This is a genomic window from Roseateles chitinivorans (assembly GCF_002761755.1).
Taxonomy (GTDB): domain Bacteria; phylum Pseudomonadota; class Gammaproteobacteria; order Burkholderiales; family Burkholderiaceae_C; genus Roseateles; species Roseateles chitinivorans.
The window spans coordinates 36,780-59,588 of record NZ_PEOG01000024.1; the positions used below are offsets into that span (position 1 = coordinate 36,780).

At 68.0% G+C, this 22,809-nt stretch carries 15 protein-coding genes; 8 read left to right on the forward strand and 7 right to left on the reverse strand.

The features are described 5' to 3' along the window. The first annotated feature begins 43 nt into the window (after positions 1-43). The 7 genes from CS062_RS10820 (at position 44) to CS062_RS10850 (ending at position 10,135) form a co-directional block, all read left to right on the forward strand. A complete protein-coding gene (locus CS062_RS10820; protein WP_099861654.1) occupies positions 44-502 on the forward strand; it encodes a hypothetical protein in 459 nt (152 codons plus the stop codon). Positions 503-625: 123 nt separating this feature from the next. Continuing rightward, entirely contained in the window at positions 626-988 is a 363-nt protein-coding gene (locus CS062_RS10825) for a response regulator (protein WP_067068294.1), read from the forward strand. 19 nt (positions 989-1,007) lie between these two features. Next, positions 1,008-3,155 carry a chemotaxis protein CheA gene (locus tag CS062_RS10830; protein WP_099861655.1) on the forward strand — a complete coding sequence of 716 codons (2,148 nt, stop codon included), beginning with the start codon at positions 1,008-1,010 and terminating at the stop codon, positions 3,153-3,155. 62 nt (positions 3,156-3,217) lie between these two features. Continuing rightward, positions 3,218-5,122: a methyl-accepting chemotaxis protein gene (locus CS062_RS27275; protein ID WP_099861656.1), complete on the forward strand. Its 1,905-nt coding sequence runs from the start codon at positions 3,218-3,220 to the stop codon at positions 5,120-5,122. 21 nt (positions 5,123-5,143) lie between these two features. Then, positions 5,144-5,686 carry a chemotaxis protein CheW gene (locus tag CS062_RS10840; protein WP_099861657.1) on the forward strand — a complete coding sequence of 181 codons (543 nt, stop codon included), beginning with the start codon at positions 5,144-5,146 and terminating at the stop codon, positions 5,684-5,686. Between the two features lie 150 nt (positions 5,687-5,836). Then, positions 5,837-7,939: a methyl-accepting chemotaxis protein gene (locus CS062_RS10845; RefSeq protein WP_099861658.1), complete on the forward strand. Its 2,103-nt coding sequence runs from the start codon at positions 5,837-5,839 to the stop codon at positions 7,937-7,939. 144 nt (positions 7,940-8,083) lie between these two features. Then, positions 8,084-10,135 carry a M3 family metallopeptidase gene (locus CS062_RS10850; protein ID WP_099861659.1) on the forward strand — a complete coding sequence of 684 codons (2,052 nt, stop codon included), beginning with the start codon at positions 8,084-8,086 and terminating at the stop codon, positions 10,133-10,135. A gap of 81 nt (positions 10,136-10,216) precedes the next feature. Here CS062_RS10850 and CS062_RS10855 read toward each other — a convergent pair whose 3' ends face one another. Beyond that, the gene (locus CS062_RS10855) at positions 10,217-13,588 is read right to left on the reverse strand and encodes an EAL domain-containing protein (RefSeq protein WP_158238746.1); all 3,372 of its coding nucleotides are present in this window, start codon (positions 13,586-13,588) and stop codon (positions 10,217-10,219) included. Positions 13,589-13,928: 340 nt separating this feature from the next. Here CS062_RS10855 and CS062_RS10860 point away from each other — a divergent pair, with 340 nt between their 5' ends. Continuing rightward, on the forward strand, positions 13,929-14,888 hold the full coding sequence (locus tag CS062_RS10860) for a hypothetical protein (RefSeq protein ID WP_143742310.1): 960 nt from the start codon (positions 13,929-13,931) through the stop codon (positions 14,886-14,888). A gap of 48 nt (positions 14,889-14,936) precedes the next feature. On the opposite strand, the gene CS062_RS10865 is transcribed toward CS062_RS10860, so the two are convergent. The 6 genes from CS062_RS10865 to CS062_RS10890 all read right to left on the reverse strand — a co-directional run bounded on the left by CS062_RS10865 (position 14,937) and on the right by CS062_RS10890 (position 22,734). Then, positions 14,937-16,142, reverse strand: a complete 1,206-nt coding sequence (locus CS062_RS10865) for an MFS transporter (RefSeq protein WP_099861662.1) — start codon at positions 16,140-16,142, stop codon at positions 14,937-14,939. Beyond that, on the reverse strand, positions 16,139-17,605 hold the full coding sequence (locus CS062_RS10870; RefSeq protein WP_099861663.1) for a DNA recombination protein RmuC: 1,467 nt from the start codon (positions 17,603-17,605) through the stop codon (positions 16,139-16,141). The genes CS062_RS10865 and CS062_RS10870 overlap by 4 nt, the downstream gene beginning before the upstream one ends. A 41-nt stretch (positions 17,606-17,646) precedes the next feature. Further along, entirely contained in the window at positions 17,647-18,630 is a 984-nt protein-coding gene (locus tag CS062_RS10875) for a 2-hydroxyacid dehydrogenase (protein ID WP_099861664.1), read from the reverse strand. Positions 18,631-18,785: 155 nt separating this feature from the next. Then, positions 18,786-19,517 carry a nitroreductase gene (locus CS062_RS10880; RefSeq protein WP_099861665.1) on the reverse strand — a complete coding sequence of 244 codons (732 nt, stop codon included), beginning with the start codon at positions 19,515-19,517 and terminating at the stop codon, positions 18,786-18,788. After that, entirely contained in the window at positions 19,514-19,969 is a 456-nt protein-coding gene (locus CS062_RS10885) for an acyl-CoA thioesterase (RefSeq protein WP_099861666.1), read from the reverse strand. The genes CS062_RS10880 and CS062_RS10885 overlap by 4 nt, the downstream gene beginning before the upstream one ends. 458 nt (positions 19,970-20,427) lie before the next feature. Continuing rightward, positions 20,428-22,734 (reverse strand): ATP-binding protein, encoded by a 2,307-nt coding sequence (locus CS062_RS10890; RefSeq protein WP_099861667.1) that lies wholly within the window; start codon positions 22,732-22,734, stop codon positions 20,428-20,430. Positions 22,735-22,809: the final 75 nt, after the last annotated feature.

Genomic DNA, 22,809 nt, shown 5'->3' on the forward strand with positions numbered 1-22,809 from the left:
GGCAGACATGACGACGCACCAGGACGCCCTATGTGGAGCCAAGATGCATATCGATGAGACGTCGGTCGAGCCGGAAGGCAGCGGACTGATGCCGCTGCTGGCCGCTGCCGAGCTGCAGGACCATCTGATGACGGTCAACAACGATCTGGAGCGCCTGCAGCGTCTGCTGGACGATGCCTGCGAAGCCCTGTCGACGCATTTCTTCGGCGCGTCGGGCCTGGTCGACCAGATGCGCGAGCGTCTGCCCGACGCCCGGGACCAGGACGCGCTGCAGCAGCTGATGCTGCATCTGGCCGGCGCGATCACCGCGCTGCAGTTCCAGGACATGTCGACCCAGCTGATCGCGCACACCAGCCAGCGGCTGCGCAATTGCTCGGACCAGTTGGCCCGCGACACCTTCGGGGAGGACGAGGACGGCATGGCCGTCGTCGAGACCGCCCCGCTGCGTCCCAATCCCGTCACCCAGGACGAGATGGACGCGGGATCGATCGAGTTGTTCTGACGATGTTCCGTCGTTCCGTCCGTTAGGTCACGAAAACACCGGCCGCTGTCGGCAGACCGCCGTCAAGGTCCTCAAGAATCTTCAGGTCCACCCGAAAACCGCTTGTCATCCGGAGAACCAAAAATGCCCTCGATCCTCGCCGTAGACGATTCGGCCTCCATGCGCCAGATGGTCTCGTTCACCCTCAAGAATGCGGGTTTCAACGTCGTGGAGGCGGTGGACGGGCAGGACGCCTGGGAGAAGTCGTCGCAACGCGATTTCGACCTGGTGCTGACCGACCAGAACATGCCCCGGATGGACGGGATCAGCCTCACCAAGAAGCTGCGCGACAACCCCAAGTTCAAGACCACGCCGATCCTGATCCTGACCACCGAGTCCAGCGACCAGATGAAGCAGGCCGGCCGCGCCGCCGGTGCCACCGGCTGGCTGGTCAAGCCTTTCGACCCGGCCAAGCTGATCGAGGTGATCGGCAAGGTGATCCGCTGAAGGCGAGCTGGAGAGATTCATGGGAGATATGACCTCCGAAGGCGCAAATCTCGGCGCGGGCATCGACCTGAGCCAGTTCTACCAGGTCTTCTTCGAGGAGGCCGGCGAGAACCTCGACAACATGGAACAGCTGCTGCTGAACCTGGACATCGAGAACCCGGACGATGAGCAGATGAATGCCATCTTCCGCTGCGCCCACTCGATCAAGGGGGGCGCGGCGACGTTCGGCTTCAACGACGTGGCCGAGCTGACGCACCAGATGGAGACGCTGCTGGACAAGCTGCGGCGTCATGAACTGGCCCCGACCTCGCAGATGGTGGACGTGCTGCTGCAGTCGGGCGACGCGCTCAAGGCGCAGCTGGCCCGTCATCAGGGCTCGGGCGCCGACGCGGTGGACACCTCGGACCTGCTGAGCAGCATCCGCACGCTGGTCGAAGGCGGCACGCTGGACGGCTCCCGCGCGCCCGCGGCCGCGCCGGCCCCGGTGGCCGCGCCCGCCCCGGCCCCCGCCGCGGCGGCCCCCGCGCCGCTGAAGTCCACCGTGCGCCAGCTCGAGCTGCTGGTCGGCCCGCTGAACAACACGGCGCAGGCCGACAACCTGGTCGAACTGTTCAAGGAAATCACCGACCTGGGCACGATCGAGCCGCTGGACGGCGGCATTCCGGCCGACGGCATGCGCCGCTTCAAGGTCCTGACCAGCAGCACCGACAACGACCTGCTGGACCTGTTCACCTTCCACGTCTCGCGCGAGCAGGTCAAGCTGATGCCGCTGACCGAGGGCTTCGGCTTCCACGAAGGCGCGCCCGGCGCGCCGGTGGAGACCAAGAAGGACGAGGACCCCGGCTACGGCTTCTTCGACGACGCCCCCGGCGTGCCCGAGGCCACCGCCGCCGAGTCCAAGGCCGCCGAAGCCGCCAAGGCCAACGTGCCGGTCCCGGCCGCCAAGCCGGCGGCCCCGGCCCGCACCGACGTCGCCCCGCGCGCCGGCGGCGGCGCCAGCCCGGACCAGTCCACGCTGCGCGTGTCGGTCGAGAAGGTCGACCAGCTGATCAACCTGGTCGGCGAGCTGGTGATCACCCAGGCGATGCTGGCGCAGAACAGCCGCAACCTGGACCCCGGCCTGTACCAGCAGCTGGCCTCCGGCCTGGCCGACCTGGAGCGCAACACCCGCGACCTCCAGGAATCGGTCATGTCGATCCGCATGATCCCGATGTCGGTCGTGTTCAACCGCTTCCCGCGCATGCTGCGCGACCTGGCGGCCAAGCTCGGCAAGAAGGTCGAGCTGGTCACCCAGGGTGAGGCCACCGAGCTGGACAAGGGCCTGGTCGAGAAGATCACCGACCCGCTGACCCACCTGGTGCGCAACAGCTGCGACCACGGCATCGAGTCGCCGGCCGACCGGCTGGCCAAGGGCAAGCCCGAGCAGGGCACGATCACGCTGGTCGCCTCGCACCAGGGCGGCTCGATCGTGATCGAGGTCCGCGACGACGGCCGCGGCCTGAATCGCGAGAAGCTCATCAAGAAGGCCCGCGAGAAAGGCATCGACGCGCCCGACACCATGACCGACCAGGAAGTGTGGGGCCTGATCTTCGCGCCGGGCTTCTCGACCGCGGACCAGGTCACCGATGTCTCGGGCCGCGGTGTCGGCATGGACGTGGTGAAGAAGAACATCACCTCGCTGGGCGGCACGGTGGAGATTGACTCCGCCGAGGGCTACGGGATGAAGGTCTCGGTGCGGCTGCCGCTGACGCTGGCCATCATGGACGGCATGAGCGTCGGTGTCGGCGAAGAGGTCTACATCCTGCCGCTGTCGTCGGTGGTCGAGTCCTTCCAGGTGCAGGCCGACACGATCAAGACCGTCGGCGGCTCCGGCCGCGTGGTCGAGGTCCGCGACGAGTACATGCCGGTGGTCGAGCTGGAGCAGGTGTTCAACGTGCCGCGCTTCGACTTCGAGCATGTGAGTTCGATCATGGTCGTCGTGGAAGCCGAAGGCGGCCGCGTCGCGCTGCTGGTGGACGAGCTGCTCGGCCAGCAGCAGGTGGTGGTCAAGAACCTGGAGGCGAACTACCGCAAGGTCACCGACGTCTCCGGCGCGACCATCATGGGCGACGGCCGCGTCGCGCTGATCCTGGACGTGGGCAGCCTGGTGCGCCGCTCGCGCCATTGAGCGCCATTGAAAGAACGTGGGCGTCGGCCAGGCGGCCGATGCCGAACGCATAAGAGGTAGACATGAATTTCAGCGCGTTGATGCGTCAATTCAGCATCCGGACCCGCATGATCGGCGCGATCGGCATCGTGCTGGCGCTGCTGATGGTGGTCGGCAGCGTCGGCCTTTTCGGCATGCAGTCGATGCGGGGCCAGACCCAGGAGTTCCTGGAGAAATCCGCGACCCGCGGCCAGCGCGTGGGCGCCCTTCACGGCGCGATGGGAGAAATCCGTCGCTACGAGAAGGACATGATCATCAACTACGAGAAGCCCGAGGTGGTGAAGCAGGCTCACGCGGCCTGGGACAAGTCGCGCAAGGCCGCGGCCGAGCACCTCGATGCCATCGCCGCGCTCAGCCCGGAAGACGACAAGGCGGTGCTGCTGCAGATCAAGGCCTCGCTGGAGACCTACGCGCAGAAGGCGGCCAACGTGGTGTCGCAGCTGGAAGCCGGCGCCTATGACCACGCTGCGGTGGCGGACCGGCTGCTCGGCCCCGCCAAGGACCAGGTCGCGCAGGCCGAGAAGCAACTCGAGGATGTCGAGAAGCGCATGCAGGCGCAGGCCGAGGACATGCGCGCCGGCATCGAGAAGACCCAGGGCGGCGTGCTCTGGACCTTCGGCCTGGTGCTGGTGTTCGCCGCGATCGTCGTGGTGCCGCTGACGCTGCTGAACATGCAGACCATCTGCACGCCGCTCGCCGAGGCCGAGGCCCTGGCCGAAGCCATCGCCGAGGGCGACCTGTCCCGCGCGATGAAGCCGGTCGAGGGCGTGGACGAGGCCTCCAAGCTGATGCGCTCGCTGCACCACATGCAGGAAGCGCTGCAGGCGATGGTCGGCCAGCTGCGCACCGCGGCCGATTCGATCCGCACCGCCTCGGTGGAGATCGCCTCCGGCAACCAGGACCTTTCCAGCCGCACCGAGCAGACCGCGTCCAACCTGCAGGAAGCTGCGTCCTCGCTGGTGCAGCTGACCGGCACCGTGAAGCAGACCGCCGACTCGGCGCGCACCGCCAACCAGCTGGCCTCCTCCGCCTCGGGCGCGGCGGCCAAGGGCGGCGAGGTGGTGAGCCAGGTGGTCTCGACGATGGACGAGATCAACGCCAGCTCCAAGCGCATCAGCGACATCATCGGCACGATCGACGGCATCGCCTTCCAGACCAACATCCTGGCGCTGAACGCGGCGGTGGAAGCCGCCCGCGCCGGCGAGCAGGGTCGCGGCTTCGCGGTGGTGGCGGGCGAGGTCCGCTCGCTGGCCCAGCGCAGCGCCGAGGCCGCGCGCGAGATCAAGACCCTGATCGGCGCCAGCGTCGAGCGCGTCGAGACCGGCTCGCGCCTGGTCCAGGAAGCGGGCTCGACGATGAGCGACATCGTCTCCAGCGTGCAGCGGGTGACGGACATCATCGGCGAGATCACCGCCGCGTCCAGCGAGCAGAGCGACGGCATCAGCCAGGTCAACCAGGGCGTGAGCAACCTGGACCAGATGACGCAGCAGAACGCCGCGCTGGTGGAGCAGTCCGCCGCTGCCGCCGAGAGCCTGAAGGACCAGGCCGAGCGCCTGGGCGCCGTGGTGGACCGCTTCCGCGTGTCGGGCAGCACCGGCGCGCTGTCGGCGATCGCCTTCACCGCGAAGTCGTCGCCCTCTTCGTCGTCTTCGTCGACGTCCTCGTCTTCGGGCGCCACGGCCCCGTCGACGACGTTCACCGCCAAGCCGGCCCCGTCGTTCAGCGCCGCTCCGGTGCCGGCCGTCAAGCCGGCGGCGGCCGCGAAGCCGCTGTCCTCGCCGGTCAAGGCCGCCGCCAAGCCGGCCCGGGCCGCGCTCAAGCCCGCCGCTCCGAAGCCCGTGGCGCCGAAGTCGGCGCCCGCCCCGTTCACTCCGCCGCCGGCTGTGCCGGCCACCACCGCCGCCGACGGCGACTGGGAAACCTTCTAATCCGCTGCACGAGGTCAACACATGGAAATCGTCCAACAAACCGGCACGCAAGTCGTGCAAGCGAACTCCGGCGCGCTGGTCCCGCAAGGCGCCAGCGCCGCGCCCGCCAGCGGCGAGTACCTGACCTTCCGCCTGGGTCAGGAGGAGTACGGCATCGACATCCTGAAGGTGCAGGAAATCCGCTCCTACGAGCAGCCGACCCGCATCGCCAACGCGCCCGACTTCATCAAGGGCGTGGTGAACCTGCGCGGCGTGATCGTGCCGATCGTCGACCTGCGCCTGAAGCTGGGCTGCGCCACGGCCGAGTACAACAGCTTCACCGTCGTCATCGTGCTGAACGTCAAGAACCGCGTCGTCGGCGCGGTGGTCGACTCGGTGTCTGACGTGCTGGAACTGAACCGCGACGTGATCCGTCCGGCGCCCGAGCTGAGCTCCAGCGCCGTCAACACCAGCTTCATCATGGGCATCGGCGCGGTCGCCGAGCGCATGCTGATCCTGATCGACATCGAGGGCCTGATGTCCAGCGCGGACATGGGCCTGATGGATGCGATGACCACCGCCTGATCGAACGAACGCCCGGCACCGACCGGGCGTTTTTCCAGGTCGGCACGCGTCCTGCCCTTGCAGGGCAAGCGACGCGCGAGAGAGCGAATCGTGGAGGCACGCGCCAGAGAGCGGGACACGCCCGGCGCCGACGAGCCAAGGAGCCCGTTCATGTTCGACTCGATCAAGACCCGACTGATCTCGCTGGGCGTGGGCATCGTCGCCCTGACGCTGCTGGCGATCACCGTCGCCAACTACCTGACCGTGCGCGGCCACACCCGCCAGCAGGTGTCCCAGGCCCTGGATGAGCTGGCCGCGGCGCGCGGCGACGCGATCCGGCAATGGGTGCGGGCCCAGCGCGACATCGTGGCCTCGCTGCAGCCGGCGGTCGGCGCCGCCGACCCGGTGCCGTTGCTGCAGCAGGCGGCCCGGTCCGGACGGCTGGAGGCGGCCTACGTCGGCTTCGCCGACAAGAAGATCGTCTTCAACACGCCGCAGAACCTCCCCGCGGACTACGACCCCACCGGCCGCCCCTGGTACACCGGCGCCGCCTCCGCCTCGGGCACCATCCTGACGGCACCCTACATGGACGCGTCCAAGGGGCGGCTGGTGGTGACCTTCGCGGCCGCGGACAAGACCGGCGGCAGCCCCCGGGCGGTCGTCGCCACCGATGTGTTCCTCGACGATGTCGTCGCCACGGTCCAGGCGATCAAGCCGACGCCGGGCGGCTTCGCCTTCCTGATGTCCAAGGACGGGAAGATCGTCGCGCACCCGGATGCCCAGCTGGCGCTGAAGCCGGCCACGGCGATCTCCGAGCAGTTGACGCCGCAAGCGCTGGCGACCGCGCTGGACCCGCAGGCCGGCTGGGCCGAGGCGCGGGTCGCCGGGGACGCCTTCCTGATCAGCGGCACGCCGATCGCGGACACCGACTGGCAGCTCTTCGTCGCGGCGAAGGAGGACGAGGCGCTGGCCTCGCTGGGCGCGCTGCTGCGCACCGCGGTGATCACGGCGCTGGTCATGATGGCGATCGCCGCGCTGGCGATGACCGGCACGATCAGCGCGATGCTGCGCGGCGTGGACCGCGTGCGCGCCGCGCTGGACGACATCAGCGCCGGCGACGGCGATCTGACCCAGCGCCTGCCCGCGGGCGGCCGGGACGAGGTCGGCCGCATCGCCTCGTCCTTCAACCTGTTCGCCGAGAAGATCCAGCGCATCCTGCTGGACGTGCGGGCGGCCAGCAACTCGATCACCACCGCGTCCAGCGAGATCGCGATCGGCTCGCAGGACCTGTCGCAGCGCACCGAGGAAACCGCCTCCAACCTGCAGCAGGCGGCTTCGTCGATGGAGGAGCTGACCGCGACGGTGCGCCAGACCGCCGACGCGGCGCAGACGGCCAATCAGCTGGCGTCCAGCGCCTCGAGCGCGGCGGCCCGCGGCGGCGAGGTGGTCGGCCAGGTCGTCTCGACGATGGACGAGATCAACGCCAGCTCCAAGAAGATCAACGACATCATCGGCGTCATCGACGGCATCGCCTTCCAGACCAACATCCTGGCCCTGAACGCGGCGGTCGAGGCCGCGCGTGCGGGCGAGCAGGGACGCGGCTTCGCGGTCGTGGCCAGCGAGGTGCGCTCGCTGGCGCAGCGCAGCGCCGAGGCCGCCAAGGAGATCAAGGCGCTGATCGGCGCGAGCGTGACCAGCGTCGAAGCCGGGTCGCGGCTGGTGCAGGCGGCGGGCGCGTCGATGAACGACATCGTGCACAGCGTGCAGCGGGTGACGGACATCATCGGCGAGATCACCGCGGCGTCGACCGAGCAGAGCGCCGGCATCGCGCAGGTCAATGACGCGGTCGTGCAGCTGGACCGGATGACGCAGCAGAACGCGGCGCTGGTGGAGGAATCGGCAGCGGCGGCCGAGAGCCTCAAGGACCAGGCGCACCGGCTGACCGAGATCGTGTCGGTGTTCCGGCTGGGGCAGGAGACGATGGAGGGGGTGAAGCGGGCGGCGCCGGCTCAGGCGGCGGCGCGCGCTCCGGCGGCGAGACCGGCCCCATCGGTCACGTCGCTCCCCTCGGCATCGACCGTGCCGGGCGCGGTGGCGAAGACGGCCTCGCCGCAGCCCGCGCCGATGAAGACGGTCCGGCCTGGGGCGAATGGTGCCGCACATGGCGCCGTCAAGCCGCCGGCGTCGAAGCCGACGGCTGCGGCTCCGGCGGTCGCGACGCCCGCGCCGCGTCCGGCGCCAGCCGCCGACGACGGCGACTGGGAAACCTTCTGACCGCGGACGACAATCCCGCCTCGTGATGGGGAAGCCCCGGACTTGATAGTCCGGGCCCTGTCCCCACGATAGAAAGCTCCCGCGCTCACGCGCGCGAAAGGCTGAGACACTGTCCCGGACTTTCGCCAGATTCACGAGGCCTGCATGACCGACACCTCCGCCGCAGCGAACCCGCTGCTCTCCCAAGCGTCGCTGCCCGACTTCGCCGCGATCGACCCGTCCCACATCCAGCCGGCCATCACCGAACTGCTCGCCCAGGCCCAGCAGGCGCTCGAGCAGGTCACGGCGCCCGGCGCGCCGGCCGACTACGAACGCCTGTCCCGTACCCTGAACGTCGCCACCGAGCGGCTGGGCACCGCCTGGGGCGCCGTCGGCCACTTGAACGCGGTCGCCAACACGCCGGCGCTGCGCGAGGCCTACAACGCGATGCTGCCGGCGGTCACCGAATTCCACACCGCGCTGGGCGCCAACGAGGCGCTGTACGCCCTCTACAAGGCGATCGCCGCCCAGCCCGGCCTGACGCCCGAGCGCGCCCAGCTGCTCAAGCACGCGATGCGCGACTTCGTGCTCTCCGGCGCCGAGCTGCAGGGCGAGGCCAAGGAGCGTTTCGCCAAGATCCAGGAACGCAGCGCCGAACTGGGCCAGGCCTTCTCCGAGCACGTCATGGACGCCACCGACGGCTGGAGCTACCTGGCCACCGCCGCGGAGCTCAAGGGCGTGCCGGCCGACGTCGTCGCCAATGCGCGCGCCGCGGCCGAGAAGGACGGCAACACCGATCCCGACGCGCACAAGCTGACGCTGCACTTCCCGGTCTACATGCCGGTGATGCAGTACGCCGAGGACCGCGCGCTGCGCGAGCGCCTGTACCGGGCCTACGTGACGCGCGCCAGCGAGCTCGGCGACAAGTGCGACTGGGACAACGGCCCGCTGATGCAGGAACTGCTGATGCTGCGCCAGGAGGAGGCGAAGCTGCTGGGCTTCGCCAACTTCGCCGAGGCCTCGCTGGTGCCCAAGATGGCGACGTCGCCGGCGCAGGTGATGAGCTTCCTGCGCGACCTGGCGAGCCGCGCCCGCCCCTACGCGCAGCGCGACCTGGACGAACTGCGCGACTTCGCCAAGGCCGCGCTGCGCCTGGACGATCCTCAGGCCTGGGACCTGCCCTATGTCTCCGAGAAGCTGAAGGAGGCGCGCTACGCCTTCTCCGACCAGGAGGTGCGTCAATACCTGACCCTCCCGCGGGTGCTGGACGGGCTGTTCCGCATCGTCGACCGGCTCTTCGGCGTGCAGCTGGTGCCGGCCAAGGCCTCGGTCTGGCACGAGTCGGTGCAGTTCTGCGAGCTGCGCCGCGATGGCCAGTTGATCGGCCAGGTCTACCTGGACCTGTATGCGCGCCAGGGCAAGCGGCCCGGCGCCTGGATGGACGAAGTGCGCAGCCGCTGGGCGCGGCCGGACCTGGCCGGCACCGGCGCCGAGCAGATCCCGGTGGCGCACCTGGTCTGCAACTTCCCCCAGGGCGCGGACGGCAAGCCGGCGCTGCTCACCCACGATGACGTGACGACGCTGTTCCATGAATGCGGCCACGGACTGCACCACCTGCTCACCCGCGTGGCGGAACTGGGCGTGTCGGGCATCTCCGGCGTCGAGTGGGACGCGGTGGAGCTCCCCAGCCAGTTCATGGAGAACTTCTGCTGGGAGTGGGAAGTGATCCAGCAGCTGTCGGCGCATGTGGACACCGGCGAGCCGCTGCCGCGCGCGCTGTTCGACAAGATGCTGGCGGCCAAGAACTTCCAGGCCGGCCTGCAGACGCTGCGCCAGATCGAGTTCGCGCTCTTCGACATGCGCCTGCATGCGGAGCCCGGCGCCGAGACCCGGGTGCAGGAAGTGCTGGACGAGGTGCGGGCCGAAGTGGCGGTGCTGCCGCCGCCGGCGTTCAACCGCTTCCAGCACAGCTTCTCGCACATCTTCGCGGGCGGCTACGCGGCGGGGTACTACAGCTACAAGTGGGCCGAGGTGCTGTCGGCCGATTGCTGGAGCGCGTTCGAGGAGGAAGGCGTGTTCAACCCGGCGACAGGCCGGCGCTATCTGGACGAGATCCTGTCCATGGGCAGCGTCCGCGACGCGATGGACAACTTCAAGGCCTTCCGCGGCCGGGAGCCGCAGATCGACGCGCTGCTGCGGCATCAAGGCATGGCCTGAGGTCGCGGCCGGCCGCGCCGCCACGCCTTCCGGCACGGCAACGGCTTCCGCGAGGGGCCGTTGTCGCGGTGCGCTCGCGATCTATGCCGGCCGGGTCGTCGGCTTTTTCCAAGGCACGGTCTGGATGAGGCGCTTCGCCCCCTCCGCCGGCAGCGCCTGCGCGAACAGCCAGCCCTGCGCCATCTGCACGCCGAGCGATGCCAGCAGGGCGGCCTGGGCCTCGTCCTCGACGCCTTCGGCCAGCGTCTGGCGGCCCAGTGCGCCGGCCAGGCCGACGATGGTGCGCACCACCTCGCGCGCCTCGCCGCCCTCGCCCAGCCGCAGAACGAAGCTTCGGTCGATCTTCAGCGTGTCGGCGGGGAAGCGGTGCAGATGGGCCAGCGAGGACTGCCCGGTCCCGACGTCGTCGATCGATAGCCGCAAGCCCAGGCGCGCCAGCGCCTGCAGCACCTCGCCATGGCGCTGCGGCCACGCCATCGCGACGCGCTCGGGGACCTCCAGGCGAAGTTGCGCCGGTGGTCCGTCGCCAAGCGCCTTGAGCGCCTCACGTGCATCGGCGAGGAGTTCGTCGCCCCGCGCGAGCTGCACGCCCGACAGATTGACCGCGACTTCGCCCTTGAAGCCGATCTCGCGCCAGCGACGCAGTTGCAGCGCCGCCTCGATCAGCGTCCAGCGGCCGATGTCCATGAGGTGGCCGCTCTCCTCCGCCGCAGGGATGAAGTCGTCGGGCAGGATCCGGCCGCGCGTCGGATGACGCCATCGGATCAGCGCCTCGAAGCCGAGCAGCGCGCGATCCGACAGCCTGACGATGGGCTGATAGTCCAACTGGAACTCGCCCGCCTGCAGGCCCCGCGCCAGGTCCTCGCGCAGGGCGCGCCTCGACGCCTCGGCCCGGGGCTGCGACGGATCGAACAGGCGCGCCTGGCCCGTGCCGGCCGCCTTGGCGCGAGCCAACGCGCTTTCAGCCGCGGCGAGCAGGTCGTCCGGGCTGAAGTTGCCCTGCCCGGTGAACGCCCAGCCCGCGCAGGCGGTGAGGCGGTGCGCGCCCCGGCCCTCCTCGATCGTGTCGGGCAGGAACGGCTCCTCGATGCGTGCCAGCGCCCATTCAGGCACGCGGTCGACCAGCGCGCCGGCCTCGATGCGGGCCTCGAAGAGCACGCCGAACCGGTCCGCACCGAGTCGCGCGACCACGCGGCCCGAGCGCGTCGCCCGACCCGTGCCGCCGGCCAGGCGCCGTGCGCACTCGACCAGCACCGCGTCGCCGGCGACCGACCCGTGCCGCTCGTTGAAGGTGCGGAAATCGTCCAGGCCCAGCAGCACCAGGCCGATCGGCACGCCGGGCGTCGGATGCGCCAGGCGCTGGGCGATCAGCTCCATGAACAGCGCGCGGTTCGGCAAGCCAGTCAACCGGTCGTGCAGCGCGTCGTGCGCGGTCTGCTCGTGCAGCCGCTCCTGCTCGCTGAGGTCGGTGAGCGCGCCCGCCATGCGCACCGGCTTGCCGTCGCGTCGCACCGCCACGCCACGCGCCAGCAACGCGCGCCGCTGGCCGCCCTGCTCGAAGCGCAGCACATGGTGGAACTGGAGGCTGCGGCCCTGCAGGTGCGCGTCGAGCTCGGCGCGGAACAGACCGGCCGCCGCCGGATCCAAGGGACGCGTGAACCGGGCGATGCCATCCGCCCCCTCGTCCGGCCGATCGCCTGATCGAACGCCTGACCGGTCACCTGCATCGGCCCTCGCGCCCTTGCCCTTGCCCTTGCCCTTGCCCTTGCCCTTGCCCTCGCCCTCGCCCTCGCCGGCATCGATCTCCGCATCGCCCATCAGCGCCCGCCAGCGGGCCGAGACCTCCAGGCGGTCCTCCGCGATGTCCCAGTCCCAGAGGCCATCGTTGGCGCCTTGCGCGGCCAGCACATGGCGCTCCTCGCTGACCACCAGGCGGCGGAACGCCGCGCGGCGTCGGACCCAGGCCGCGAGTGCACGCAGGGCCAGCGCCCCCGCGCTCGCCGCGGCGACCGCCAGCAGCGGATGACCGAGCGAAAGCACCAGCAGGTGTTCCTCGAATGCCCACTGCGCTGCCGCCAGCCCGCCGCCGACCAGCAGGGCGACGACGAGCATCCCGCGCCACAAGGCGCCACGCGCCAGCAGCGCCGCGCACAGCAGGGGCAGCGTCAGCAGCGCGGTCAGTTCCGCGATCGAGGCCCAGGCGGGCCGCGTCAGGGTCCGGCCGGTCAGGATGTTGTCGACGACGGTCGCGAGGCGCTCGGCGCCGGGCACCCTGGCGTCGAAGGCGTTGGCGACCGGGCCGTCGGCCGCGCGCGCCGACACGCCCAGGATCACGATGCGATTGCGCAGCGCCTCGTCCGGCACCTTGCCGTCGACGAGGTCGGCCAGCGTCACCGAGGGGAAGGTACCGGCCGGGCCATAGTCGTTCACGCCCTGGCGTGACAACAGGTCCAGCGGCACGCGCAGCGAGCCCCAGCGCAGGTCGCGGCTCCAGCGCAGCGTGGCCTCGGACCAGGGCTGGCGCATCGCGTCGCCGGCGATGCGCAGCGCCAGCGAGGGATAGACCGCGCCTTCCAGTGGCAACGCCGGCAGCGCATGGCGCACCGCACCGTCGGCCTCGCGGGTCTCCTGCACATGCCCCAGCGACTTCGCCGCCGACAGCAGGGGTTCCGGCGGCGCGACCGCGCGCTCCGGACGCAGCGCGCTGCGGGGCTCGCCCTCCACGTTGAGGAAGGCCTGCGCGCGCAGCGCCGGCGGCACGCCCGCGGCCGGACCGGGCACGGGCACGGGCGCGGCAGCCGGCGACGCGGTGGAGAGGGACGTCACGGAGGCGGTGGGAGACGACGTCGAGTCCGGGGACGACGTCGATTTCGGGGTCGAGGTCGAGGTCGAGGTCGAGGTCGCGGTCGCGGCTGAAGTCGCGGTCGCGGTCGCAATCGGCGTCAAGGTCGAGCCCTGCACGGCGCCGGCCAAGGCGCCATCGCTGGGCGGCAGGCCGAACGGCAGCAGCACCGGCGCGCCACCGCGCATGGCGCCCGCGAGCGCCGCGTCGCCCTCCGGTCGCGGGTCGATCATCAGCTGGTCGATCGCGATGAGGCGCGGCTGCGCGGCTTGCAGTCGCGTGATCGCCTCGGCAAGCAGCGGCCGCCCCGGCGTCATGCTGCCGAAGCGCGCGGCGCTGGCGTCGTCGAACTGCACCAGGGTGATCGGATAGGTGGTGCCGGGCGCGAGTCGGCCGCGCCATCGGGCTTGCGCGTCCTGCGCGAGGCCATCGAGCCGCGCCAGCGGTCCCGCCTGCGGGCGTGCGAACCACATCAGCGCGACGGTGGCCGTCACCGCCAGCGCCAGCACCAGGTGGGCCCAGTCCCAGCCCGAGGGCCATCGCAGCGCCCCGCGCTGCCGGGCCGGCGTGCCTCGCGGTCCGTTCGATCCCCCTCTCGTCTCGCGTGTCATCGTCCCTCGCTTCATGGCGTGCCCGTGGGCGGCTTCGTGGTGCCGGCCCCATCATCGCCGCGCCGCATCCTAGGCGAAGGACCCCCGGCTTCCCAACACCGCGTGCGCGGGGCGGGCAGGCGGGTCCAGGACGCTGTCGCGCACCTGGAGGCCCCAACCCCGCGCGCGCGGGGCGGGCCGCGAAGTGGCTCGGGATCTCGCCGCTCAGCACGGCCCTCCCCCGCGCGCGGGGCGGGCCCGGACCGGCCCGACGACGCGACGCGGCCTTGTCCGACAGACCGCCCCCCGCCCCGCCCTTAAGGTGGACTCACGACCCTTCAGTCGAGCGATGGAGTTCGCCATGCGTCCCCTTCCGTCCCTCTTCCATGCCGGACGTCCGCGACACGGTCGCCACGGCCCCAGCCATCACGGCGCGCTGTTCTGGCTCTCCCATGCGGCGGTGCTGCTGGCGCTGCTGCTACTTGCCACCGAAGTCTCCGCGCAGCAGGGCGCGGGCCTGCGCGCGCAGTACGAGCAGCTCGCGCCGCAGCTGGCGCGCAGCCCCTTCCAGCGGCCGATCGTCCTGAGCTCGGTGAACGACACCGAACGACCCACCGGCGAGATGCATGCCGTCGTCCAGCACGGCTTCGCGACGCTGGCCGGCGCGCTGCGAGACGCCGAGGCCTGGTGCGATGTGCTGACCCTGCCGGCCAACGTCAAGCGCTGCGCGGTCGAGGACGACGCCGCGCCGGGCGCGACGCTGCACATGGCGATCGGCCGCAAGTTCGACCAGCCGATCGAGGATGCTTACGCGCTCGACTTCCGCTTCCAGGTGCTGGCGGCGCAGCCGCAGTACCTGCTCGTCGAGATGAGCGCGAACAAGGGGCCGATGGGCACCAGCCACTACCGGCTGACGCTGGAGGCGGTGCCGCTGGACGCACGGCGCAGCTTCGTGCGGCTGCGCTATGCCTACATGAACAACTTCGCCGCGCGGGTCGCGACCAACGCCTACCTGGCGACCTCGGGCCGGGACAAGGTCGGCTTCACCGTGATCGGCCGTGACGATGACGGTCGGCCGCGCTATGTCGGCGGGATCCAGGGCATCGCGGAACGCAACACGATGCGCTACTTCCTCGCGATCGAGTCCTACCTCGACACGCTGGCCACGCCCGCCGATCAACGGCTGGATCGGCGGCTGCGCGACTGGTTCGCGGCGACCGAGCGCTATGCACGTCAGCTGCATGAGCAGTCGCTGGAAGAGTACGTGGCGATGAAGCACAAGGAGGCGCGCCGCCACGTCGCCATGGCCCCCGGGGAGTGAGCCGGCACGGCATCGAGCCTGCGCCGCTGACGGTCGGCAGCGCGGCGATCAGCGCGACGAGGTCCCCATCTGCCGGGCCGCGAACTGCGCCCCGACCAGCACCGACGCCATCAGCCACAGCGGCGCCGCCGCGACGCTGATCGCGGCCAGCGCGCCGAAGCCCAGCGGCATCGCCACCGTGGCCCCGTTCGAAGCCAGCATCCGCAGCCCCAGCGCCTGACCATGACGGTCCGGCGGCGTGACCTGGTGCATCGTGGCCAGCACCATCGGCTGCACCGCGCCGAGCGCCAGCCCCAGCACCGCCGAGCCCGCCATCAGCCCGAGCGTGCCCGGCAGCCAGGCATAGACGATCAAGGTCAGGGTCGCGACGGCCATCGCCGCGCGCAGCGCCTTGACCTCGTCGATGTGATGGGCCCAGCGCACGATGGCCAGCCGCACCAGCGTCGCCGCGGCGGCGAAGCTGCCCAGCACCAGGCCGATGCTCGAGGCCGACAGGCCCTTCGCATGGCCGACGACCGGGACGACGAAGCTGTGGGCGTCCCAGCAGGAGGACATCGCGACGTTCACGATCAGCAGGTTGCGCAGGCCGCGGTCCTTCAGCAGGTCCCAGGCGGGTCGCGGCTTGGCCCCTGCGGCCAGGGGCACCGGCGCCTGCCGTGGCACGCGCAGCGCGACCGCCCAGGCGGCCAGCGGCAGCAGCGTCGACAGCACCAGCGCGGCGCTGAAGCCGGCCAGGTCGATGACGATGCCGGTGATCACCGGCGCCAGCGCGTTGGACAGCGCCGGCCCGAGCGCCACCCAGCTGAACACGCGCTTGAGCTGCGAGGGATCGCGGGCCATCAGGCCGGCCTCGCGCTGGATCGCGACCGCGGACACGGCCACCGCGCCCCCGCACAGCAGGCAACCGAGCGCGAGCAGCCACAACCAGCCCAGCCATTGGGCGGCCAATGCGAGCACCGCGCCGGCGAAGGCCATCGTCACGCCGATGCCCACCGGTCGGTGAAAGCCATGTCGATCGGCCAGCCGGCCGGCCCACATCGACAGGCCCAGCGGCGCCACCGCGAACAGGCTCAGCAGCACGCCGACGAATCCGCCGCCGTAACCCTGGTGCAGGACCCACAGCGTCGCAGCGACCCGTGTGGTGGCCATGCAGGCATGCACCGCCACCAGCGATGCGATCACCGCCACGAAGCCGACGCTCAGGCCGGTGTAGCCCGCGTCGGGCGCTGACGCCGTCCCGGGCCCCTCGCTCATCCGGCGGTGCCTTCCTCGTCCTGCGCGTCCGCGGCGCCGAGCTGCAGCACGCGGGACATCTGATCCTCGGGCAGCGCCTCGACGGTCTTGAGCCGGCGCGTCATCGCCCGGGTGCGGACTTCGGCGGCATCGATGGTGTTGCTCGCTTCCTCGAGCTTCTTCTTCGTCTTGGCCAGCACATCGCCGAACTTGCCGAACTCGGTCTTCACCGCCGACAGCACCTCCCACACCTCGGCCGAGCGCTTCTCCAGCGCCAGCGTGCGGAAGCCCATCTGCAGGCTGGACAGGGTCGCCAGCAGCGTCGTCGGGCCGACCAGCATGACCTTGTGCTCGCGCTGCAGTGCCTCGCTCAGGCCGGGGCGACGCAGGGCCTCGGCATACAGGCCCTCGGTGGGCAGGAACAGCAGGGCGAAGTCGGTGGTGTGCGGCGGGCCGAGGTACTTCTCGCGGATGGTCTTGGCCTCCAGCCGCAACCGCGTCTCGATCGCCCGACCGGCCAGTTCCGCCGCCGGCGCGTCGGCGCGCTCCTGCGCCTCGAGCAGGCGCTCGTAGTCCTCGCGCGGGAACTTGGCGTCGATCGGCAGCCAGATCGGCTTGCCGTCGTCGCGCTGGCCGGGCAGCTTCAGCGCGAACTCGACACGCCCACCGCTGCCCGGCACCGTCTCTACGTTGGCCGCGTACTGCTCCGGCGTGAACACCTGCTCCAGCAGCGCCGCGAGCTGCACCTCGCCGAAGATGCCGCGTGTCTTGACGTTGGTCAGCACCCGGTTCAGCGAGCCGACATCGCGCGCCAGTGTCTGCATCTCGCCCAGGCCGCGATAGACCTGCTCGAGCCGCTCCGCGACCTGCTTGAAGCTCTCGCCCAGTCGCTGCTCCAGCGTGGCGTGCAGCTTCTCGTCGACGGTCGCCCGCATCTGCTCGAGCTTCTTCTCGTTGTCCTGCTGGATCGACTGCAACCGGGCCTCGACGGTGCGGCGGGTCTCCGCCAGGCCGGCCTCGTTGCGCTGGGCCAGCGCCTGGAGTTGCTCGGTCAGCACCGTGGTCATGCGCGCGGCGGCGGCATCCTGCGCCTCGCGCGCGGTCGCGGCCTGCTGCGCCAGCGACTGCTGCAGCTGCGCGAGCTGCACGCGGAAGGCGTCGATCTGCTCGTTCTGCGAGCGCGCCGTGTCGCCGCCCTGGGTCAGCAGCGCCTGCTGGAACTGGGTCAGCGTCGTCAGCGTCTCCTGGCGCAGGCCGGCGTTGCCGCGGCCGACCTCCTCCCGCAGGCCGGTGTTCACCCGACCCAGCTCGTCACGCAGCGCGCGTTCCAGGCGCTCGATGCGCTCGCCGGACTGCTGCAGCAGCGGGGCCATCGCCGCCGCCGGATCTCCGCCGGACTGCCGTCGCAGCGTGAGCCAGACAGCGATGAGGAGGATCACGATCACCCCGGAAAGGGCGAGATGCAGCAGGTCAGCGAAAGTCATCGAGTCATTCTCTCAGCGCCGGGCGTCGCCGGTGGGCGGTCTCACTTCCGCAGCACTTCCGGATTCAATGCCGTCGTCGGCGCCCCACCGGTCAACGCGGCGATCAGGTTGTCGACCGCCAGGTTGCTCATCGCCCGGCGAGTGGCGATGGTGGCGCTGGCGATATGGGGGGTGAGCACGACGTTCTCGCAGGCCAGCAGGTCCGGATGCACGGTCGGTTCGCCTTCGAACACGTCCAGGCCTGCCGCGGCGATCGTGCCGACCTTGAGTTCGGCCGCCAATGCGGCGTCGTCGACGACGCCGCCGCGCGCGATGTTGGTCAGCGTCGCCGTCTTCTTCATCAGCCGCAACTCGCGCTGTCCGATCAGGTGGTGCGACGACGCGCTGTAGGGCACGACGATGATCAGGTGGTCGGCGCGGCGCAGCAGCTCGTCCTTCTCCACCCATTGCGCGCCCAGCGGCGCTTCCTGATCGGCCGGCAGGCGCGAGCGGTTGTGATACAGCACCGGCATGCCGAAGCCCAGGTGGCCGCGCCGCGCGATCGCCGCGCCGATGCGCCCCATGCCCAGCACGCCCAGCGTCGCGCCATGCACATCGGCGCCGGCGAACATGGTCACCGACCACTGCTTCCACTCGCCGCGGCGCAGGAAGTGTTCGCTCTCGGTGATGCGGCGCGCGGTCGCCATCATCAGCGCGAAGCCGAAGTCGGCGGTCGTCTCGGTCAGCACGTCGGGCGCGTTGGTCACGACGACGCCACGCGCGGTGCAGGCCGCCACATCGATGTTGTTGTAGCCGACGGCCATCGTGCAGACGGCTTTCAGTTCGGGGCAGGCGTCGAGCAGCTTCGCGTCGATCCGGTCGCCGCCGGCGATGTATGCGCCGGCCTTGCCCTGCAGGCGGCGGATCAGCTCGTCCTGGGACCAGCCCGTGTCGCTGTCGTTGGCCTCGACCTCGAAATGCGGACGCAGCCGGTCGACGATGTCGTCGAAGGTCTTGCGGGCCACCAGGACGCTGGGCTTGCTCATGGACGCATCTCCGTGCAGGGAAGCGCCAACTGTAGGGCGCCCGCCCCGGGGCGCTGCACGCGGATCGCCCACGCCAGCGCCCACGTGTCCCTGCATCGCGGCGCGTCAGGTCGACGCGCCGTGCCGGTGGCCGCGCGATGCGTCCGCTCGGCCGCTCACTCCAGGAATCGGGTGAAGGTGGCCACCGGGTCGCGCTCGGTGACCAGCGTGTTCTCGATTGCCGCCGGATCCGCATACCCCAGCGACATCCCGCAGACCAGCTGCTGGTGGGGCGCCAGTTGCAGCTCCTCGGCGATCACGCGGTGGAACTGGGTGAAGGCGGCCTGCGGGCAGGTGTGCAGGCCGCGGCCGCGCGCCGCCACCATCAGGTTCTGCAGGAACATGCCGTAGTCCAGCCAGCTGCCCTGCTGCATCACCCGGTCGATGGTGAACATCAGGCCCACCGGCGCGTCGAAGAAGCGGTAGTTGCGGCCGTGCTGTTCATGCATCCGCAGCTTGTCGCCCTTGGTGATGCCCAGCAGCCCGTACAGGTCCCAGCCGACCTTGCGGCGGCGATCGATGTAGGGGGAGACCCACTCGCGCGGGTAGTAGGCGTACTCCTCGCTGTGGGTGGCCAGCTCCTCCGGATCGTCGTAGACCGCCTGGATGCGCGCCACCAGCCGGTCCTTGGCCGCGCCGGTGAGCACATGGACCTGCCATGGCTGGGTGTTGGTGCCCGAGGGCGCCCGCGCGGCGACGGCGAGCAGGTCCTCGATCAGCGCGCGCGGCACCGGCGTGGGCAGGAAGGCCCGCATCGAATGGCGGGTGACGATGGCGGCGTCGACCGCCGCGGACTGCTCCGGCGTGGGCGGGGTGAACGGATTCGGCAGCGGATCAGGGAGGGTCATGGCATCTCCAGCGCTCGCAGCGCTTGCTGGTAGGTCTCGGGCAGCGCGGCCACCGGGCGGCGCGTCTCGCGGTCGACATAGACGTGGACGAAGTGCCCCCGCGCGGCGCACAGCGGCTCGCCCTCGGCGAACAGGCCGATCTCGTAGCGGACGCTGGAGCGGCCGCGCTTCGTCACCCGCAGGCCGGCCTCCACCCATTGCGGAAAGGCCAGCGAGGCGAAGAAGTTGCAATGGGTCTCGATGACCAGGCCGATGACCTCGCCGTGATGCAGGTCCAGCGCGCCCTGCTCGATCAGGTAGCGGTTCACCGCGGTGTCGAACAGGCTGTAGTAGACGACGTTGTTCAGATGGCCGTAGACGTCGTTGTCCATCCAGCGGGTTTGTAGAGTTACAAACACCGGAAAGTCATTACGATTCAACGGCTTAGGGCGGTTTTCCGTTTCCTGAGTCATGGGCTTGTCTGCGAGCTAAGTAATTGATTTTGCTAGATTTCCTTTTTGGACAAACTTGAGAATCTGTCCAACAACCTGTGCAAGCGGCGGCTGTCCAAGCCAAGACTTGTCCAAGGCCATGCCCCGCAAGCCCCTCTTCAATGCCCCCGCTCGCGACCTCGCCTTGTAGAGAACGGAGGCGAAGAATTATTCTTGAGGGTCTAGTAGAAGAGCAAAGAATGGAAGGAACAGAACGGCGCCTAGAAAGGATGGCAAAGTTCAGATTTCTTAGAAAGCTTCACGAGGTCGACGACTTTCTAGACTCGTCGCTCAAGCTGGAAGCCCTGCCGCCCGCCCCCAAGACATTAAGCTTTTAGAAATCAACGCCCATTCAACCCAAAAGAGCATGATTGACTATTGATCCCCGTTGCCCAGCAAATGGCCCCCTTGAGGTAGCTTTGTTTATTCCGGCCTATTTTTCAGGCGGCTTCAGCTACCTCCACCATCTCGTCAAAGTGCTTTTTGTCTACCTCTTCAATCCATTGAAAGATGTTGTTCACAACACTATGACTCTCACCCGCAAGGTTCTCGGCAGACTCCTCGGTGATTTCAATCACATCGCTGTGAGAGTATTTGTTGATGAACCGGTAAATCTTTTCTTTGAGTTCCGCAGTGGTCACGCTGCAGCCCGCTAGTCCAGCATCCATGAGAGCACTTACATCGTTTCTCCCCTTGGGAAACTTGAAGGTAAAGAATGACTTCAGCAGCTTTCTAGCGAGGTTCGCGGTCAAGAATGCCTCATCGCGGTCCAAGGTCGTTTTAGCCTTGTAGGCATAGAGCTTCTTGAAGATGTAGTGATACTCGGAGCCATAATTCTTAAGCGACTCGTCTGCATCAACCAGCAAAGAATGACGGGGAGAGCCTGGCTGGGCATCCAGCCTGTAGAAGAATGCGACAGGTGTTTTATTCTTCTTTGCCCTATTTTTGTTCGTCGTCGTGAACCAGTCCCTCACCAACTTGAAATAGGTGAAGTTGTGGGTGAGAACGAACAGTTGCTTGGAATCAATGCACTGAGTTTTGAGGAACGAATAGGCATGAAAAAGGTGATTAGAGTCAAAGCTTGAAACAGGGTCGTCCACGACAACAATCGTGTCTGCGATGTTGTTTCCGTTCTCCCTAAGCTTGGTGATGAAGTAGACAAAGGCAATCGCTGTCTTCTCGCCTTCGCTCAGATTTCCGTCATGCTCGCCTACCCCATTGCGAATGATCTCGTAGCCCTTCTTCTCCTGATTGAAGCTCAGGCACAGTTCCGAACGACCAATGAAGCGATGCAGGACATCATTGAACTCCTTGGCTCCGACCGTTTCATTGGATAACAGAGCTTCAAGGTCGTTGACCTTCACTTGCAGCTCGTCAATCGCCTTCTTGTCAGTGTCGGCGGAAGTCTGCAAATCCTTGCACTGCTTTTCATTGCCCGCATAGTCAAACTCTTGAATCTCTGCCGCTGCGAAATGAAGCTCAAGTGCCTTCTTGGCTTTTGAGGTCTCCGCACTGAAGTTGTCGGTTTTGTTATTGTGCTTCTGCACGAGAGCCACAACGGAGGACAACACGGCATTGAAAGCCGTCACATCACCCTCAACCACATCAGTAATCTGAATGTCGGTTTTTGCCGGATCGGTGATTTTGGCTTGGAGGGCTTCTCGCCATCCTTCAATCTGCTGGTTGATTTTGGCGGCGACGGCTTTGTACTCGCCTTCCAGCCTGGTTGCATCGGCTGCAAACTCCTTATAGAAGCTTGTCGCTACGGGCAGTTCATTGGCGGGTGCCCCTTGGGATTGCATCCAAGTCGCGGCATCATTCAATCTCGTTTGGAAGGCAGTAAATTCTTTGCTGAAATGAGCCGCCAAGGCTTCAGCACGAGCAGTTGTGAACGGCTCGCCGCAGAATTCGCACTTTTGCGAACGATGATGCTCATGAACCTCCAAGCCCTTTTGCACCCAATCACGGATATCAGGATTGTCGGTGAGTCGCTCAATCGCCTGATTAACGGCGGTCGTGGCAATCAGGTCACGAATACGACCAGCCGCCTTCTTAAAGTAGTCTTCGGGAATGACCGTCGCAAGAAAAGTGACGGTGGGCAGATGGTCGGGCTTGGCTGCATTGGTCAACTCAATGACCTTCTCTTCGCTAAGCACTGAATCTTTGTTTGCGACCGCTTCTCCATTCCCCTCAATAAACTTTGACAGCTTGCGGCGGTCATAGTTGAGGTAGTAGCTATCGCTGGTGTCAATCGCCTGAAGACCAATCTTCATCTTCTTTGCGGCACCGGTCAGGAATTTCTCCTGGGCATCAGTCTTGGTCTTTATGTCGTTTAGCTTGGTGCTGTGAGCAGCTCGCTTCCCGCCAAGGTCAAGCTTCATCTTCTCCAAGGCTTGTAAGTCGTCAATCTTCTCCTTCGCAATAAGGAGGATGCTCTTGACCGACTTGTCCCAATCAATATTGTCACGGATGAAGCTCTGGTTGAAGACGTGAATATTCAACTGAGAAGCCGCCAAGTTGGCTTCAGTGACTGAAGAGCCGCCTTCAAGCGTGATGTTGAATTGCGCCCCTGAGAAGCGGGGAATCAGGGAGCGGCTCTCAAGGCAAGAGAAAACATGCGACAGGGTTGATTTGCCTGTGCCGTTCCAACCATAGATAAGGTTGAACTTGCCAAATTGCTGAATGTCTGAACCGTTGTAGTCGGCAAAGATGCCGAATTGCCGAAGGCGATTGATGCGATGAATCACTTTTAGAGGCTCCCTCAACCGTGTGCCCGTCAAGTGCGGGCATCGCGAAGTCGTGCCCTCTATATGTAAGCGAGT